Origin of the sequence: Bradyrhizobium sp., from assembly GCF_049691595.1 — a bacterium.
In the GTDB taxonomy this organism is placed as follows: Bacteria; Pseudomonadota; Alphaproteobacteria; order Rhizobiales; family Xanthobacteraceae; genus Bradyrhizobium.
This window is the reverse complement of record NZ_JBAVNZ010000056.1, coordinates 1-16014: the sequence shown is the minus strand read 5'-3', so window position 1 is coordinate 16014 and position 16014 is coordinate 1. Positions and strand designations below refer to the sequence as shown.

At 63.5% G+C, this 16014-nt stretch carries 18 protein-coding genes; 4 read left to right on the top strand and 14 right to left on the bottom strand.

Annotated features, from left to right (window positions below; genetic code table 11):
• Position 1 precedes the first annotated feature (1 nt).
• The 7 genes from WCE35_RS02490 to WCE35_RS02460 all read right to left on the bottom strand — a co-directional run bounded on the left by WCE35_RS02490 (position 2) and on the right by WCE35_RS02460 (position 7323).
• Positions 2-745: an ABC transporter ATP-binding protein gene (locus WCE35_RS02490; RefSeq protein WP_424591758.1), complete on the bottom strand. Its 744-nt coding sequence runs from the start codon at positions 743-745 to the stop codon at positions 2-4.
• Complete coding sequence (locus tag WCE35_RS02485; RefSeq protein ID WP_424591757.1) at positions 742-1737, bottom strand: branched-chain amino acid ABC transporter permease; 996 nt, start codon at positions 1735-1737, stop codon at positions 742-744. The genes WCE35_RS02490 and WCE35_RS02485 overlap by 4 nt, the downstream gene beginning before the upstream one ends.
• Entirely contained in the window at positions 1734-2609 is an 876-nt protein-coding gene (locus WCE35_RS02480) for a branched-chain amino acid ABC transporter permease (protein WP_424591756.1), read from the bottom strand. Before WCE35_RS02480 ends, WCE35_RS02485 begins: the two co-directional genes overlap by 4 nt.
• Before the next feature lie 88 nt (positions 2610-2697).
• Positions 2698-3837, bottom strand: coding sequence for an ABC transporter substrate-binding protein (locus tag WCE35_RS02475; RefSeq protein ID WP_424591755.1), 1140 nt, complete (start codon positions 3835-3837; stop codon positions 2698-2700).
• A gap of 56 nt (positions 3838-3893) precedes the next feature.
• Positions 3894-4781: a shikimate dehydrogenase gene (locus WCE35_RS02470; protein ID WP_424591754.1), complete on the bottom strand. Its 888-nt coding sequence runs from the start codon at positions 4779-4781 to the stop codon at positions 3894-3896.
• Between the two features lie 256 nt (positions 4782-5037).
• Entirely contained in the window at positions 5038-6255 is a 1218-nt protein-coding gene (locus WCE35_RS02465; RefSeq protein ID WP_424591753.1) for a YbfB/YjiJ family MFS transporter, read from the bottom strand.
• Between the two features lie 204 nt (positions 6256-6459).
• The gene (locus tag WCE35_RS02460) at positions 6460-7323 is read right to left on the bottom strand and encodes an EamA family transporter (RefSeq protein ID WP_424591752.1); all 864 of its coding nucleotides are present in this window, start codon (positions 7321-7323) and stop codon (positions 6460-6462) included.
• A 224-nt stretch (positions 7324-7547) separates the two neighbouring features.
• Here WCE35_RS02460 and leuB point away from each other — a divergent pair, with 224 nt between their 5' ends.
• Complete coding sequence (leuB, locus tag WCE35_RS02455) at positions 7548-8660, top strand: 3-isopropylmalate dehydrogenase (RefSeq protein WP_424591751.1); 1113 nt, start codon at positions 7548-7550, stop codon at positions 8658-8660.
• Positions 8661-8799: 139 nt separating this feature from the next.
• Here leuB and WCE35_RS02450 read toward each other — a convergent pair whose 3' ends face one another.
• Positions 8800-9171 (bottom strand): hypothetical protein, encoded by a 372-nt coding sequence (locus WCE35_RS02450; protein WP_424591750.1) that lies wholly within the window; start codon positions 9169-9171, stop codon positions 8800-8802.
• A gap of 385 nt (positions 9172-9556) precedes the next feature.
• Between WCE35_RS02450 and WCE35_RS02445 the strand changes: the two genes are divergently transcribed.
• Positions 9557-10591 (top strand): aspartate-semialdehyde dehydrogenase, encoded by a 1035-nt coding sequence (locus WCE35_RS02445; protein WP_424591749.1) that lies wholly within the window; start codon positions 9557-9559, stop codon positions 10589-10591.
• Between the two features lie 34 nt (positions 10592-10625).
• Positions 10626-11177, top strand: a complete 552-nt coding sequence (locus WCE35_RS02440) for a TIGR00645 family protein (protein ID WP_424591748.1) — start codon at positions 10626-10628, stop codon at positions 11175-11177.
• Between the two features lie 42 nt (positions 11178-11219).
• Here WCE35_RS02440 and WCE35_RS02435 read toward each other — a convergent pair whose 3' ends face one another.
• Positions 11220-11867, bottom strand: coding sequence for a carbonic anhydrase (locus tag WCE35_RS02435; protein ID WP_424591747.1), 648 nt, complete (start codon positions 11865-11867; stop codon positions 11220-11222).
• Positions 11868-11965: 98 nt separating this feature from the next.
• Here WCE35_RS02435 and WCE35_RS02430 point away from each other — a divergent pair, with 98 nt between their 5' ends.
• On the top strand, positions 11966-12844 hold the full coding sequence (locus WCE35_RS02430; protein ID WP_424591746.1) for an HpcH/HpaI aldolase/citrate lyase family protein: 879 nt from the start codon (positions 11966-11968) through the stop codon (positions 12842-12844).
• 141 nt (positions 12845-12985) lie between these two features.
• Here the strand turns inward: WCE35_RS02430 and WCE35_RS02425 are convergent, their stop codons facing one another.
• From WCE35_RS02425 to WCE35_RS02405, 5 genes are all read right to left on the bottom strand, one after another.
• Positions 12986-13345 (bottom strand): cytochrome c, encoded by a 360-nt coding sequence (locus WCE35_RS02425; protein ID WP_424591745.1) that lies wholly within the window; start codon positions 13343-13345, stop codon positions 12986-12988.
• Positions 13346-13376: 31 nt separating this feature from the next.
• Positions 13377-13790: a hypothetical protein gene (locus tag WCE35_RS02420; protein ID WP_424591744.1), complete on the bottom strand. Its 414-nt coding sequence runs from the start codon at positions 13788-13790 to the stop codon at positions 13377-13379.
• Between the two features lie 99 nt (positions 13791-13889).
• Positions 13890-14681, bottom strand: coding sequence for a hypothetical protein (locus WCE35_RS02415; protein ID WP_424591743.1), 792 nt, complete (start codon positions 14679-14681; stop codon positions 13890-13892).
• A gap of 31 nt (positions 14682-14712) precedes the next feature.
• The gene (gene leuD / locus WCE35_RS02410; RefSeq protein ID WP_424591742.1) at positions 14713-15318 is read right to left on the bottom strand and encodes a 3-isopropylmalate dehydratase small subunit; all 606 of its coding nucleotides are present in this window, start codon (positions 15316-15318) and stop codon (positions 14713-14715) included.
• Positions 15319-15405: 87 nt separating this feature from the next.
• The gene (locus tag WCE35_RS02405) at positions 15406-15804 is read right to left on the bottom strand and encodes a metallopeptidase family protein (protein WP_424591741.1); all 399 of its coding nucleotides are present in this window, start codon (positions 15802-15804) and stop codon (positions 15406-15408) included.
• Positions 15805-16014: the final 210 nt, after the last annotated feature.

Here is a 16014-nt window from a genome sequence, read left to right as displayed (position 1 = left end):
CTCAATGGCCGAGATAGGCTTCGATCACGGCCGGGTTGGCCCGTATTTCGTCGGGCCTGCCCAACGCCAGCAGCTTGCCTTCCGCCATCACCATGACGCGCGAGCACAGCGACATGACGAATTCCATATTGTGTTCGATCACCACGAAGGTCGCGCGTTTCTCGCGATTGATCGCAGCCAGCCGGTCCTTGAGTTCGGCGAGCATGGTGAGATTGACGCCGCCGGCCGGCTCGTCGAGCAGCACCAACCGCGGCCTGCCCATGAAAGCCATCGCGGCATCGAGCAGCTTCTGCTGACCGTAGGACAGGCCGCCGGCCGGCTCGTCGGCGAGGTGACCAAGTTTGAAGAAGCCGATCATCTGGTCGGCGGCCTCGGTCAATCCGGCATCGGAGGGACCGAACAGGCGGGACATCATGTTGCCCTGATGCTCCTGCCCGGCGAGAATCAGATTCTCCCTCACCGACAATCTGGGAAACACCTGCAGCAACTGGAACGTCCGACTGACGCCGAGGCGGTTCAACTCGGAAGGGCGCAATCCGGTGACCAGCTTGCCATCGACCTTTACTTCACCGTCGCTCGGCGTCAGCTGGCCGAGAATGCAATTGAACAGCGTCGACTTGCCACAGCCATTCGGTCCGATCAGCCCGAGGATTTCACCCTCGTGAACGTCAAAACTCACGCCATCGACCGCAGTGATGCCGCCAAAACGTTTCCGGATGTCGGTGACTTCAAGGACCGCGGTCATGGCGCCGTTCCTGGTCCGGATTCGGCGGCGCGAAGCGCGGAGGCCATTTTGGTCCGGCGTTCCGCGAAATACCGGTCGAGGATTCCCAAAATGCCGGTTGGCGAATAGACCAGCAGCAGGATCACCGCGATGGCGTACATCATCAGGTAATAGCCTTCCGCGAACCGCAGCCATTCCGGCAGCAAAACCGCGATCATCGCGCCGAGGAACGGTCCGAAGAAAAAGCCGGCGCCGCCGACGATCACCATCATCAGCAGATCAAGCGAGAGTGACAGATTGAACGGCACCGGATCGATATATTGCGTCAGCGGCGCATACAGCGTGCCGGCAACGCCACCCAGCGCCGAGCCGATCGCGAAAGCCATCAAGGTGTAGCGGCGGGTATCGATGCCGAGCGACAGCGCTCTGACCGGGTTCTCCCGCAGCGCCACGAAGGCGCGGCCCCAGGGCGAGCGGATCAGCCACCATAGCATCACCGAAACGATGCCGAGCGAACCGAGGCAGACGTAATAAAACGGTAGTGGCCGATTGGTGGCGAAACCGAACAGGTTCGGCCGCGGAATGTTGCTGATGCCGTAGATGCCCCTGGTCAGCCAATCCTCGTTACGGAACACCAGAAAAGCCAGTGTCGAGAACGCCAGGGTCACGAAGGCGAGATAATGGTGCTGCACGCGCAGCGCCGGATAGCCGAGCATCCAGCCGACCGAGAAACACAGCGCGATGGCGACGCCGAGCGCTGATATCAACGGCATGCCCTGCGTGGTCATGATCGCGGCGGCATAGGCGCCGATGCCGACGAACGCGCCCTGCGCCAGTGAAACCTGCCCGGCATAGCCGAGCGTCAGGTTGAGCCCCATGGCGGCGATGGTCATCACCGCCCATTGGCTCAGGATGAACAGCCCGTAGCGATTGAAATTCAAGGGCACCACGATCAGCCCCGCGATCACCGTGGCGCCGAGCGCGATGCGCAGATATTTCCCCGAGACGTTCATATCGTGCGCTCTTCCGCCCGACCGAGCATCCCTTGCGGGCGGAACAGAATGATGACGATCAAAAGGATCAGCGGCACCGCGGCGCGGTACTGGGTCGAGACATAGGCCGCGGCAAGATTATCGACCACGCCGATCAGAAGTCCTCCGGCGATCGCGCCGCGAACCTGGTTGAAGCCGCCGACGATCGCGGCGATGAAGGCCGCCTGGCCCAGCACCTCGCCGCTGGAAAATTTCGCAAGATAGATCGGCGTGATCAAGAGCGACGCGAGCGCCACCAAAAGCGCGTTGATCAGGAAGGTCAGCAGGATCATGCGCTCGACCGGCACGCCGATGATGCGCGCCACCGTCGGGTTTTGCGCGGTCGCCTGCATCTGATGGCCGATCGCGGTGTGGTTCAGGAACGCGGTCAGGCCGGCCACAGCCAGGATCGCCAGCGCAAACACACCCAGGCTCTGCAGCGATACCATGCGACCAAGAAGCGAAATGTCGCCGGCCGGCACGATCGCAGGAAACGGCGACGCCTCGGCGCTGAAAAATTGTTTCACGGCTTCCTTGATGCCGATGGCGAGCGCCATCGTGGCGATCGCAAGCGGCAACACCCCGTGGCGAAGCATCGGATCGACCAGCAGCAGCTTGAAGCCAAGTCCGAGCAGCAGGAGCGACAGCAGAACGCCGATCAGGACGGCGAGCCAGAAGGGTGCGCCGGCGTGCATCGCCGCCAGCATCAGGAACGCCGGCAGCATGACGAATTCGCCCTGTGCGAAATTGATGGTCTGCGAGGTCTGCCACAGCAGCGTGAAGCCCACCGCGACAATCGCGTAGATCGCCCCGGTCGCAAGGCCGGCCACGAGAAGATCGAGCAAATTGGACATGCTTCCGCCGATCTTCCGGCTTGGGTTGACGAGTTGACCGGCGGCGCGTCACCGGCCGCTTGCCGCGGGACGAGCAAAGGTACCGATTTTAGTTGAGCTTCGGCAGCACCTGCCTGATCACCTGCTTGCCCTCGACGATCTCCACCAGAAAACCCTGGCGATCGATGTCGCCGTTCTGATCGAAGCTGACATCCATCAGGATGCCCGGCTCGTTCGCCGCCTTGATGGTGAGACCATGCAGATTGTCGGCGAATGCCTTGGGGTCGACCTTGCCCATTTTTTCAGTCGTCGCCTTGATCATATAGATCGCGAGATAGCCTTTGATACCGTTGTGGTCGGGAATGTAGTTGTACTTCTTGACGAACTTTTCCCGGAACGCCCTGACCAGATCGACCGGGGCCTCGGTGGTGAGTCCGACATGGCCGCGCGCGCCGTTGGCCGCGTCGCCGGCGAGCTCGACCACCTTTTGGCCGACCAGCGTGGTTTCGCCGATCAGCGGCGTGGTTACGGCCTGCCGCTTCAGCTCCTTGAGAATCCGCGCGCTTTCTTCTTCGTTCAGGTAGATGAAAACCGCGTCGGGTGCGGCAGCCTTGATTTTGCTGACATCGGCAGCGAAATCGGCCTGGCCGGCCTCGGTGGACAGGTCGGCTGCGACCTTGATGCCATAACGCGCGAATTCCCTGGTGATGACGTCGCGACCGCCTTTGCCGAAATCGTTGTTGACCCAGACAACCGCCACCGATTTGGCCTTGAGATCGTCGTTGACGTATTTGGCGACCTTCGGCATCGACGATTGCTGGCCGAACGAGGTGCGGAACAGAAATTTGTTGCCGGCTTGCGTCAGTTCGGCGGCTTCGCCGCCCACGATCTGCGCGATGCCAGCTTCCGCGGCGAGCGGCGCCGTCACCTTGACGGATCCGGAATAGCCGGGACCGAGCAGGACGTAGGGCTCGCCATCGAGCGCCTTCTGAACCTGCGCACGCGCCACGCCCGGGTTCGACTGGGAATCCGCGTGGGTGACTTCCAGCTTGCGGCCGAGAATGCCACCCTTGGCATTGATTTCCTCGATCGCGAGGTCGATCCCGTTCTTCCAGTTGGTTCCGACGGTGGCGCCGCCACCGGACAGTTCGGCGACGTCAGCCAGTTTGATGGGCGTGCCGGATTGCGCGAAAGCTGCGCCGGTCCAGACGGCCGCGAGCAGGGCGCCCGTCAAAATTCCTGGCTTCATTGTGTTTCTCCCCCGGTGATCTTGCGAGTCATGTGCGGCCTGTTTCCGGCCGCCTGTCAGGTTGCATGCGAAGCGGCGTATCTTTTCGCCATCACGCCATCGAATGCAATTCCCATCTCGGCGGGGGACGGCGCAAACCCCGTGAATAGTTCGAAAGCGTCCGCGGCCTGGTTGATGGCAAGCTCCCGCCCGGTCATGACCGTGGCGCCCCTTGCCCTGGCGGCCTTCAGGAGCGGGGTCCAGAGCGGAGTATAGACCGCATCGGCGACCCACAGCCCGGCGTGAAGCAGATGATCCGGAACCGGCGTCTCAAGGCTCGGCAGCATCCCCACCGGGGAAGCGTTGACCACGCCCGCGACACCGTGCAGCGCGTCCTCGACGCTGTGGGTAGCGCTCGTCCTGACATGGCCTTGGAGCTGCGCGGCCAGTTGGGTGGCCTTGGCGGTCTCGCGGTCGAAAATCCGCAATCCGGCGACGCCGAGGCCTGCCAGCGCAAACGCGATCGCCTTGCCGACTCCGCCGGCGCCGATCACAGCGATGTCGCCATGCGAGGAGGCGCTGACGAGTTCGCTGACGGCTCGCGCAAAACCCGTGGTATCGGTATTGTGGCCGGTCAATCGGCCGTCGCGGACAACCACGGTATTCACCGCGCCGATCAGCGCCGCGGCTGGCGATAATTCGTCGAGCAGATCGACCACGGCTTCCTTGTAGGGAAAGGTGACGTTGATGCCGGCGAAGCCCAGCCGCCGCACGCCTTCGAGCAGCACGCTCAACTCCTCGCGCGTGGCGCCGGCAATCTCGATCAGATGGTAATGGCAGCAAAGGTCGAGCGCCGCTGCCGCACGCTCGTGCATGGCCGGCGCCGCCGAACTTGCGATCGGCGCGCCAAGCAGTCCGGTCAGGAAGCGGCGGCTGGAACTTGAGTTGCGGGCGGCGGAGTTCATTGTCTCGTGACCATCGGCGTCGGAATGGACGACTCGGCGAAAAGCCGACCGCCGGATTCCCCGATATCGAGTAGGACAATTGAGTTCAAAGGGAAAGTCGGATCAATGGATCCAAAACACGGATAGAGAGGCGTTCCAGGACGTTGATGGTCGCGTCGCAGGGCCGATTATTGTGGGCCTGTCATTCTCGTGACGATCGGCTGATGGCCTGCCGTGACATGGATCAAAGTTGGCGATGCCCTGGCAGCGACGCGCGCTACTCGCTTGCCCGTGGAACGAGGGGACCTGGTGCCCGCTCCAGCTTTTTCTGAAATGCAGCCGCGATCGCCCCGGCGGCCAGCATCGCCGCCGAGACGTTCAGCGCAAACGACAGGCTGCCTACGGCATCGGTGATCGCGCCGACCACGATCGGTCCGAGCGTCTGGCCCACGCCGAAGGCGATCGTCATTGCCGCGATTCCGGTCGGCCAGGCCGAAGGCGGATAGTTGAAGCGCACGAAGGCGGTGGTCGATCCCACCACCGCGAAAACCGCGACGCCGAACACCAGCGCCGAGGCCGCCAGCAGAATCGGGGAATGCCCGAAGATCGGCAGCACCGCGCCAAGCGCGTTGACGCCGAGAATGATCGTGGTCGAGAGCCCGCCGCGGTCGAGCGCCAGCACCCGGCGCCATACCCAGGGCGTCGCGAAGGCGCTGACCCCGATCAGACCCCAGAACGCGCTTTGGGCGGCCGCGCCGCCGCCGCCGTCACGGACATAGGCGATCATGAAAGTCATGTAGGCGATGTAGCCGGCGCCGAACAGGAAATAGCCGATCAGATAGATCAGGACCGGGCGGACGGAAAATCCGGCGGATGCCGCGCGCTCGGTCGCCGCGCCGGCACCGAGCGGCGCCAGCAGCAGCGGGACGATCATGACGCCGGACAGCAGTGTCATCGCCCACCACACGATCCACCACGACCCCGGCCCAACCCCCTGCAGCACGAACGGCGCAACGAGCCCCGACAGCAGGATGCCGACACCCGGGCCGGCGTAGAACAGGCTCAGCAAGAAATTCGCCCGCAGCGGCTGCGATTGCGCGATCGTTGCCGCCAACGCAGCGCCGCCGACGAATCCGGCCGCCGCCCCCAGACCTGCCAGCAACCGCGCAAAACTCAGCACGACGAAATTGCCTGATACCGCGCATAGCGCCAGCGACAGCACGCAGGCCAGCGTTCCCCACCGCACCGAAGCCGCCAGCCCGAAGTGTCTGATCATCCGCGATGCAAGCAGCGCGCCGGCGAGATAGCCGATCGCGTTGATGGTGTTCATGAAGCCGGCGGCCGAATAGGACCAGCCAAGTGAGTCGCGCATATCCGGCAGCACCAGCGCATAGGCAAAACGGCCGATGCCGAGACCGACCGTCGGCGCCAGCGACATAATCAGGATCAGCCACGCGGGATGCGCGTAAAGCAAGGGACGGTCGGGGGCTTTCACAGGACACTCCGGCAGGGCGCGCAGTGTGGCAGGCCAAAGCGGGCTTGCACAGGCGCGCCGGCTGCAATGGTGTCTTGCCCGTCGCGCAACAAGCTTGAGGGCGTTTTCGAGCGAACCGGTTCCCGCTTGGCGCGACGACAACGCGCCAAGACAACGCGCCAAGGCAACGCGCCGGAGTCCGGGTTCGGAATTCAAACCCGGACGCTACCCGATCAGCACCAGCGCGACGCCAGCCACCGTCAAAAATGTTCCGGCGATGATGCGTGCGGTGATCCTGACATGCCTGAGCATGATCGCGCTCAGCCCGACGGTGACGAGCGGATAGACCGCGACCAGCGGCGCCACCAGCGTGATCGGACCGTTGCGGACGGCCGCGAACAGCGTCAATGCGCTGAGGCCGTTGCTGACGCCGGTGACCGCGAACCAGAGGCGGCCCGACCACGGTCCTTGCGCGACCAGACTTCCCTTGCGAATGCGCTGCACGCCCAGCACGACCAGAGACGACATGACGTAGCCGATCAGGCAGGCCCATAGCGGGCTCGGCCAGACCTCGAGCCCGAGCTTGACGATCGGCGGCACCACGCCCCGCACCAGCGCGCCGCCGAGCGGCAACAGCAGCGCCCAGCTGCGCCAGTCGCCGAGATCGCGCGGGCGGGTGATGGTGATGGCCACGGCGCCGATCACCGCGAGCACGAGTCCTGCGAATTGCAGCGGCCGCAGCGGCTCGTGCAGCAGCACCACCGCTGCCGTCACGGCAAACAGCGGCGCGAGATTGCCGAGCGTGCTGGTGATGACCGGTCCCAGCGCGCGGTTGGACGCAAAGGTCAGGAATGTCAGCGACGCCGGGAAGAACAGTCCGATCGCGATGAAGATCGGCAAGCCGCGCCAGACCACGGGTTCGCCCTGCAGGATCAGCGGCGCCAGCACGAGGAACAGCAGGGTGAAGGAAGGAACACTGATCGCAGCGCCCGAAAGCGGTTCGACAGTGCGCAATCCGAACTGCGCCATAACGACGCCAGCGCCCAGGAAAATGGCCGAGGCGAAGGCAAAGAGGATGGCTGGGGTCATGAGTCCGTCTTCTTGCGTCTGTTGGGCGAACTTGCTGGCTCAGAGCCCTTTGTCGCCCGGTGGAGCCGCCTTGCCAATCCGCTTCCGGCGCATTAGCACTCCGCGCGGATCTTCCTCTCTTGTCATGCCCGGGCTCGACCCGGGCATCCATCTTCTTCAGGAAAGCTGGATGGCCGGGTCAAGCCCGGCCATGACGACTAGACAGCATCCCCGAGGTAACGACCATGGCGACCCATAAACTGCTGCTTCTCCCCGGCGACGGCATCGGCCCCGAAGTGATGGCGGAGGTGCAGCGCCTGATCGACTGGCTCAATGCGCAGGGCATCGCGGATTTCGAGACCGAGAAGGGGCTGGTCGGCGGGTCGGCCTATGACGCGCACAAGGTCAGCATCACCGAGGACTGCATGGACAGGGCGAAAGCCGCCGACGCGGTGATTTTCGGCGCGGTCGGCGGTCCGAAGTGGGACAGCGTGCCCTACGAGGCGCGGCCCGAAGCCGGTCTGTTGCGGCTGCGCAAGGATCTCGGCCTGTTCGCCAATCTGCGCCCGGCGGTGTGCTATCCGGCGCTGGCGGACGCTTCGAGCCTGAAGCGCGAGGTGGTCGAGGGTCTCGACATCATGATCGTGCGCGAGCTCACCGGGGGCGTCTATTTCGGCGAGCCCAAAACCATCACCGATCTCGGCAACGGCCAGAAGCGCGCCATCGATACCCAAGTCTACGACACCTATGAGATCGAGCGCATCGCCCGCGTGGCGTTCGATCTGGCGCGCAAGCGCCGCAACAAGGTGACCTCGATGGAAAAGCGCAACGTCATGAAGTCAGGCGTGCTCTGGAACGAGGTGGTGACGCAGGTGCATGCGCGCGAATACGGCGACGTGACGCTCGAGCATCAGCTCGCCGATTCCGGCGGCATGAATCTGGTGAAGGCGCCAAAGCAGTTCGACGTCATTGTCACCGACAATCTGTTCGGCGACATGCTCTCGGACATCGCGGCGATGCTGACCGGATCGCTCGGCATGCTGCCGTCGGCTTCGCTCGGCGAGATCGATGCCAAGACCAAAAAGCGCCGCTCGCTGTTCGAGCCGGTGCACGGCTCGGCGCCCGACATCGCAGGCCGAGGCCTCGCCAATCCGATCGCGATGATCGCATCCTTCGGCATGGCGCTGCGCTATTCCTTCGACATGGGCGCGCTCGCCGACGAGGTCGACGCCGCGATCGCGGCCGTGCTCGCCAGCGGGCTGCGCACGGCGGACATCAGGTCGGAGGGCACGACAGCGGCCAGCACGACACAGATGGGCGAGGCGATTTTGAAGGAATTGCAGAAGCTGCACGCGTAAGCGCAACACTGTCGTCCCGGCCTTGAGCCGGGATCTATAACCGCAGGCGTTCGTTGTTGCGCGAAAACCGTCGGGCAGCGGTCTTTAAACCGATAGGCCGCGGCGTATGGGTCCCGGCTCAGGGCCGGGACGACGGCAATCAATACAGCGGGAACCGTTCCGGATATCCGCCCATGTCCGACGGCGGATTGAGTGGCTGGCGGTCGATCGGCCGGTTCTTGTTCTCGCGCCCGAAGGATTGCGCCGGCGGGAACGCGTAGTCGGTGAACTTGCGGTCGCCCGGCAGCACTTCGGTGCCGGCGTCAAGCCACGAGCGTGTGGTGACGTAGACGCGGGTGCGGGGCCCTTGCTGGTATACCCGATTGGGGCCGTTCTGCCCGTAATAGGGGCGGCCGTCCCGGTCATATTTGGTCTGCGCGCTGGCCGGGCTTACGCCGGATCCGACAGCGACGACCGCGGCCGCAGCGAGCAACACCGCGAGTTTGTTCGCAGCGGGCAATTTCCTGATCATCGCATCCTCGTCATTCTCGATCCGTGATTCTCGACCTTTGGGGCCCGGCGGTTGAGGCCAGCACATCTGATTGGTCATAGTGTAGCCGTGGCGGGCCGTCGTCACTAGGTCAATTACGCCACACCGGATCAGAATAATGCGGGGCCGACCCCGAAAGTTGCATGAAAACCAGCATCTTGGCGGGCTATCGTCGGTAAAGCCGGTCAGCGCCGGAGGAATCCTCGCGGTATATAATGGGATTTGGCCGGATCGGCCGGAAACCAGCGCATCAGACGCCCAAACGCGACGGTCTGACGTTGTCTTGACGGCGTTTCTCGCATAGAAGCGCTGCCTCTGCCCTTCCACGGCGAACGGTGGGCAGGGATTTTTGTCCGGAGAGGGAACGATGGGTTACAAAGTTGCGCTGGTCGGAGCGACCGGCAATGTCGGGCGGGAAATGCTCAACATTCTCGACGAGCGCAAATTCCCGGCGGACGAGGTGGTGGCGCTGGCGTCACGCCGCAGCATGGGCGTGGAAGTGTCATATGGCGACCGCACCCTGAAAGTCAAAGCGCTCGAGCATTACGACTTCTCCGACGTCGACATCTGCCTGATGTCGGCGGGCGGCGCGGTGTCGAAGGAATGGTCGCCCAAGATCGGCGCGGCCGGCGCGGTCGTGATCGACAATTCGTCCGCCTGGCGGATGGATCCGGACGTGCCGCTGATCGTGCCCGAGGTCAACGCGGATGCGGTCTCAGGCTTCGCCAAGAAGAACATCATCGCCAATCCGAACTGCTCGACCGCCCAGCTCGTGGTGGCGCTGAAGCCGCTGCACGACAAGGCCACCGTCAAGCGCGTCGTGGTCGCGACCTATCAGTCGGTCTCCGGCGCCGGCAAGGATGCGATGGACGAACTGTTCTCGCAGACCAAGGCGGTCTACACCAACAGCGAACTCATCAACAAGAAATTCCCGAAGCGTATCGCCTTCAACGTCATCCCCGAGATCGACGTGTTCATGGAGGACGGCTACACCAGGGAAGAGTGGAAGATGATGATGGAGACCAAGAAGATTCTTGATCCCAAAATCAGGCTGACCGCGACCTGCGTGCGGGTGCCGGTGTTCGTCGGCCACTCCGAGGCCGTCAACATCGAATTCGAGCATCCGATCACGGCCGATGAGGCGCGCAACATCCTGCGCAATGCGCCGGGCTGCCTCGTGATCGACAAGCACGAGCCCGGCGGTTACGTCACGCCTTATGAAGCCGCGGGCGAGGACGCGACCTATATCAGCCGCATCCGCGAGGACAATACGGTCGAGAACGGGCTGTCGCTGTGGTGCGTGTCGGATAACTTGCGCAAGGGCGCCGCGCTGAACGCGGTGCAGATCGCCGAATGCCTGATCAACCGCAAGCTGATCAGCGCCAAGAAAAAAGCGGCGTAAAGAGCCGCTCGGGCGTCAGCGGGTAGGATTGCGGATGACCGAACAGCCGGCGCCTTACCAGCCCAATCCGACGCTGAAACGCGTCGAGCGGGGATTTGAAAGCATCCTGTTCAACAGCCGCTGGCTGATGGCGCCGTTCTATCTCGGCCTCGTCATCAGCCTCGCGGTGCTGTTGCTGAAATTTGGCATGATGCTGTGGGAGTTCATCGTCCACGCGCCGGGCTTGAAGGAGTCCGACATCATCCTCGGCGTGCTCAGCCTGATCGACGTATCGCTGACCGGCAATCTGATCCTGATCGTGGTGTTTTCCGGCTACGAGAATTTCGTCTCGCGGATCGACCCCGGCGGCCATCCGGACTGGCCGGAATGGATGACCAAGGTCGATTTCGCAGGGCTGAAACAGAAACTGCTGGCCTCGATCGTCGCGATCTCGGCGATCCAGGTCCTGAAGGCTTTCATGAACCTCGACGCTGCGCTGGATTCCGCCAGGATGGGATGGCTGGTCGGCGTGCATCTGGTGTTCGTGGTCTCGACGCTGGTGCTGGCATTGTCGGATCGCTGGGGCAGCGATCATGGTCGCGAATAGCGAATGGCGAGTAGCGAACAGGGTTGTTCCATTCGCCACTCGCTATTCGCTATTCGCCCCGACACTCCGAAACTCCTTCGCGGCCTGGTCGAGCACGAACAGCGAGCCCTCGGCGACGCCGAAATAGGCGCCGTGCAAATTGATCTCGCCGCTCAAAACCCGCTCCCGCACGAACGGAAACGTCATCAGATTCTCCAGGCTGCGGAAGATCGCGGCCTTCTCGATCCTGACGGTGAACTCCTGCATCGACTCGCGCTCGCGCTGCTCGACCACCTCGCCCGGCTTGATGAACATCGACATCCAGCGGCCGATGAAGTCGCCGGGCGACAGCGGCTCGATATTGTCGATGAAGGCACGGATGCCGCCGCACTGGGCGTGGCCGAGCACCACGATATGGCGGATGCGCAGCACGTTGACCGCATATTCCAGCGCCGCCGAGACGCCATGCGCGCCGCCGTCCGGCTGGTACACCGGCACCAGATTGGCGACGTTGCGCACCACGAACAATTCGCCGGGACCGGCGTCGAAGATCACCTCCGGCGACACCCGCGAATCGCAGCAGCCGATCACCATCACGGCCGGCGACTGGCCGCGCTCGGACAGTTCACGGTAGCGCGACTGCTCGGTCGGAAGCCGCTGCGAGCTGAACGCCCGATAGCCGTCGAGCAGATGGTGCGGGAATGCTGACATGCAGCCTGCTAACCATAGGCGGCGGGGCGGAACAAGCCTTTCGGTGAAGGGATCGAAATGCTATCGCGTGGAATTGAAAACCACGAGGGAATGAGCCCATGATCCGCCCGCGCCGCAGCCTGTTGTTCATGCCGGGATCGAACGCGCGGGCGCTCGAAAAAGCCCGCAACCTCCCTGCCGACGGCATCATCCTCGACCTCGAGGATTCGGTGGCGCCGGACGCCAAGGCGATGGCCCGCGACCAGATCGCAAATGCCGTCGTCGCCAAGGGCTTTGGCAGGCGTGAGGTGCTGATCCGGGTCAACAGCCTGGATACGCCGTGGTGGATCGACGACATCGGCATGGCCGGCAAGGCGCGGCCCGACGGCATTCTGGTGCCGAAGGTTTCCAGCGTACAGGACCTCAACGCTATCGCCGATCGCCTGGCCGACATCAACGCGCCCGGCTCGATCAAGGTCTGGGCGATGATCGAAACCGCGCGCGGGGTGCTGCATGCCGAGAAGCTCGCCGCGGCCTCGAAGGATTCAGAGACCAGGCTGGCGGGGTTTGTGTTCGGCCCGAACGACATTTCGCGGGAGACGCGAATCCGGATGCGGCCGGGCCGCGCGGCGATGATCCCGATGATCACGCATTGCATCCTGGCCACCCGCGCCCACGGGCTCGAAATCCTCGACGGGCCGTACAGCGATTTCGGCAATGTCGACGGCTTTGCCGCCGAATGTGCCCAGGCGCGCGATCTCGGCTTCGACGGCAAGACGCTGATCCATCCCGGTCAGATCGAGGCCTGCAACGCGATCTTCACTCCGCCCAGGGAAGAAGTCGAAGACGCGCGCAGGATCATCGCCGCGTTCGCGCAGCCCGAGAACGCCAGCCGTGGCGCCATCCAGCTCGACGGGCGGATGGTCGAGCGGCTGCATGCCGACATGGCGAGGCGCACCATTGCCATCGCCGACGCGATCGCAGCAACGGGAAATTGAACGAGCGATGGTCGCAGGATGGGTGGAACTCCCGCGAAACCCATCTGTCGCTTCGGCAAAGATGATGGGTATCGCGGAGTTATCATCGGGCGCGCATTCGCGCGACCCGTTGGCTCAACCCATCCTGCGAATTACAGGCGGTCAATCCCGCTTCAGGCTCAGAATGTAATTCACGAGATCATCGGCCTGTTCCGGCGCGATGATCAGGTTAGGCATGTTTCGGTGGCTGGTCCGCAAAAACACTTTCAGCGACAGCGCCGTGGTCGATGGCAGGTTGGCGATGGCGACGAAATCCGGTGGGCTACCCCGCGCTCCCGCGGCCGCGGCCTCAATGGCGTGACAGTCCTTGCACCACGCCGCCGCCAGGCGATGCCCGGCGGAGACGCTGTCCAGGGGCAGTGCGGCGCCGTTCGCATGGCGAAGGCGCACGAACAGCACCGCAACGATGATGATGGCGACGGCCAGCCACGTATGGATCAGGGCAGTCCGTGATATCTTCATTTGCCTGCCGCGAGCACACGTCGCGCCATGTCTAGTGTCCGATCGGCCGGCCGAGGCCATCGATCGTGGGGGCGTTGAGACAGTATTCCTCATAATGCTCCGCCGACGTGCCGGCGGCGAGATCGCGATTGCATTGGCGTTTGTGTCGGCATAGGGCGCAGACCCGCTCCATGTCGCGCAGCAGCAGCGGTTCGGTGCGCGCCAGATCCGCCTGGTCGATCCCGAGCGCCGTCAGCATCTTGGGCAGTTCGTCCGCGGCGTGCGGTCCCTGACGGACCAGCCGGTCCAGATCGTCGCGCGAAACCCGCAATTCGCCCGCGATCCGGTCGAAGTCGGAGCGGTCCATCTGGCGGATCTCGTTCAGCTCCCGCCTGTGGTTCAGCCAGTCGCCAAACTTCTCGATCAGGAACTCCATAACGGAATACGGCTTGCTTTCCGCGCTCATGGGATACCTCCGGTCGCCAGCAGAGTTTGGCTACTATCGGCGCCGTGCATGGAACGTCGTTGCGATAGATCAAATGGGCGGCGTGCCGCGTGGTGAGCCTCAGCGCGCCCCGAATCGCTCTGCGGCCCAGGCGTACAGGCTGCCCGGTATTGGCGGCTGGCCGCCGCGGCCCTTTGGCGAAATGTGCAGCCCGATGATCTCGGGGTCGCCGATCAGTTTTGAAAAATCCGTTGGTTCGAAAAAGCGTTTCGGGTCGGCATGGATCGCATAAAACGATTGCTTCGGCAGCGCGTGCCGCAATTCGTTGGCGCGGCGGGCGAGCGCGGTCAGCGAAGCCGGGCCGTAGATCGCCACGCGAATGTCCGACAACCGGTTCGATCCGCCGCGCAACCGGCGCAGCGCGAAGGTCATGCGATGACGCAGCGCCAGCCAGTCCGGCGTCAGCTCGTCCTGTTCCATCAGCTCCTCGAACGCTACAACGATTGCGTCGTCCGGCGGCAGATACAGCACCGAATTGCCGAGCTGGCGCGCCCGTTCCCAGGCGAAATAGGGTGTCGCCGGATTGAGCTCGACCGGCTTCAACAGCAGCACGTCGGCATCGAGCCACAGCCCGGCGCCTTGCGCCATCAGCCGCATCCGGAAGAAATCGCTGAACTGCAAAATGGTCCAGTCGCGCCAGGAGCCGTCCGGCTCTGGCGGGCGGAGCCTTTCGGCAAAGGCGTGCGGCAGGACCGCTTCGGCCTCGGCATTGCCGACGCCGTCGGGTAATCCCGCCAGCGGACCGAAACTGTAGACCGTGACCTTGTGGCCAAGTGCGGCCTGCGACCGCAGGCAGGTCAGCCGCAGCCCATCGAGCGGGCCATGCCAGAAGGTGACGACGTCAGGCCGCATCGAGGGCCGCCGAAAAAGGGTTTTGGTAGGATCAGGCCCAGGCGCGCTCGGCCCTCGCCCTGGCCTCATAGGCGTCGATCGACGACTGTTTTTCCATGGTCAGCCCGATATCGTCGAGGCCGTTGAGCAGGCAATGCTTGCGGAAGGCATCGATTTCGAATTTCACCTTGCCGCCGTCGGGGCCGCGGATTTCCTGATTCGGCAGGTCGATGGTCAAGGTCGCGTTGGCGCCGCGCTCGGCGTCGTCGAACAGCTTGTCGAGATCTTCCTGCGCGACGCGGATCGGCAGAATGCCGTTCTTGAAGCAGTTGTTGTAGAAGATGTCGCCGAACGAGGTCGAGATCACGCAGCGGATGCCGAAATCCAGCAGCGCCCACGGTGCGTGCTCACGGCTCGAGCCGCAGCCGAAATTGTCGCCGGCGACCAGCACCTTGGCGTTGCGATAGGCCGGCCTGTTGAGGATGAAGTCCGGGTTCTCGCTGCCGTCATCCTTGTAGCGCTGCTCGGAGAACAGGCCCTTGCCGAGGCCGGTGCGCTTGATGGTCTTCAGATACTGTTTTGGGATGATCATGTCGGTGTCGACATTGATGAACTTCAAGGGCGCCGCGACGCCTTCCAGGGTGGTGAATTTGTCCATCGATCGCACTTCCCGGCCAGAATTGAAGGGATACAGGCGGGTGTTTATCGTGATTAGGGGCCAGGCAAAAGGCCAATTTGCACAAGCCTAGCCTGCGTCCGCCTCGATCGCCTCCATATCGGCATCGGACAGGCCGAAATGGTGGCCGATCTCGTGAATCAGCACGTGGCGGACGATATGGCCGAGCGTTTCGTCATGTTCGGCCCAGTAGTCGAGGATCGGCCGGCGATAGAGCCAGATCATGTTGGGCAGCCGCGCGATGTCGTCATGGCTTTGATGCGGCAGGCCGACGCCCTGGAACAGGCCGAGCAGGTCGAATTCGCTCTCCGCCCGCATCTCGTCCAGCACCTCGTCGGCCGGGAAATCGTCGACGCGGACGATCACCCCGTCGCAGAGGTTGCGAAAGCCTTTTGGCAGGCGCTCGAAGATTTCGTGCGCCATGGCTTCCATTTCGGCCAGTGATGGCGCTTTGACGGTGGTCCACATCCCGTCTGTTTAACGCGGGTTCCGCCCAAGTCACGCAAGAAAGTCACGCAAGAAAGTCACGCGCGAAGTCATGCCCGAGGTCACAGGGGAATCGGGTGAAGGAAATCATGCTGCGATGAGGCTGGCGAGATATTCGTCGTCCCAGCCTGCGGTTTTGCGCCGAAGGCGGATGGAATCTTTCCCCGGGGCCTTTCGGGTGAGATTGTAGGC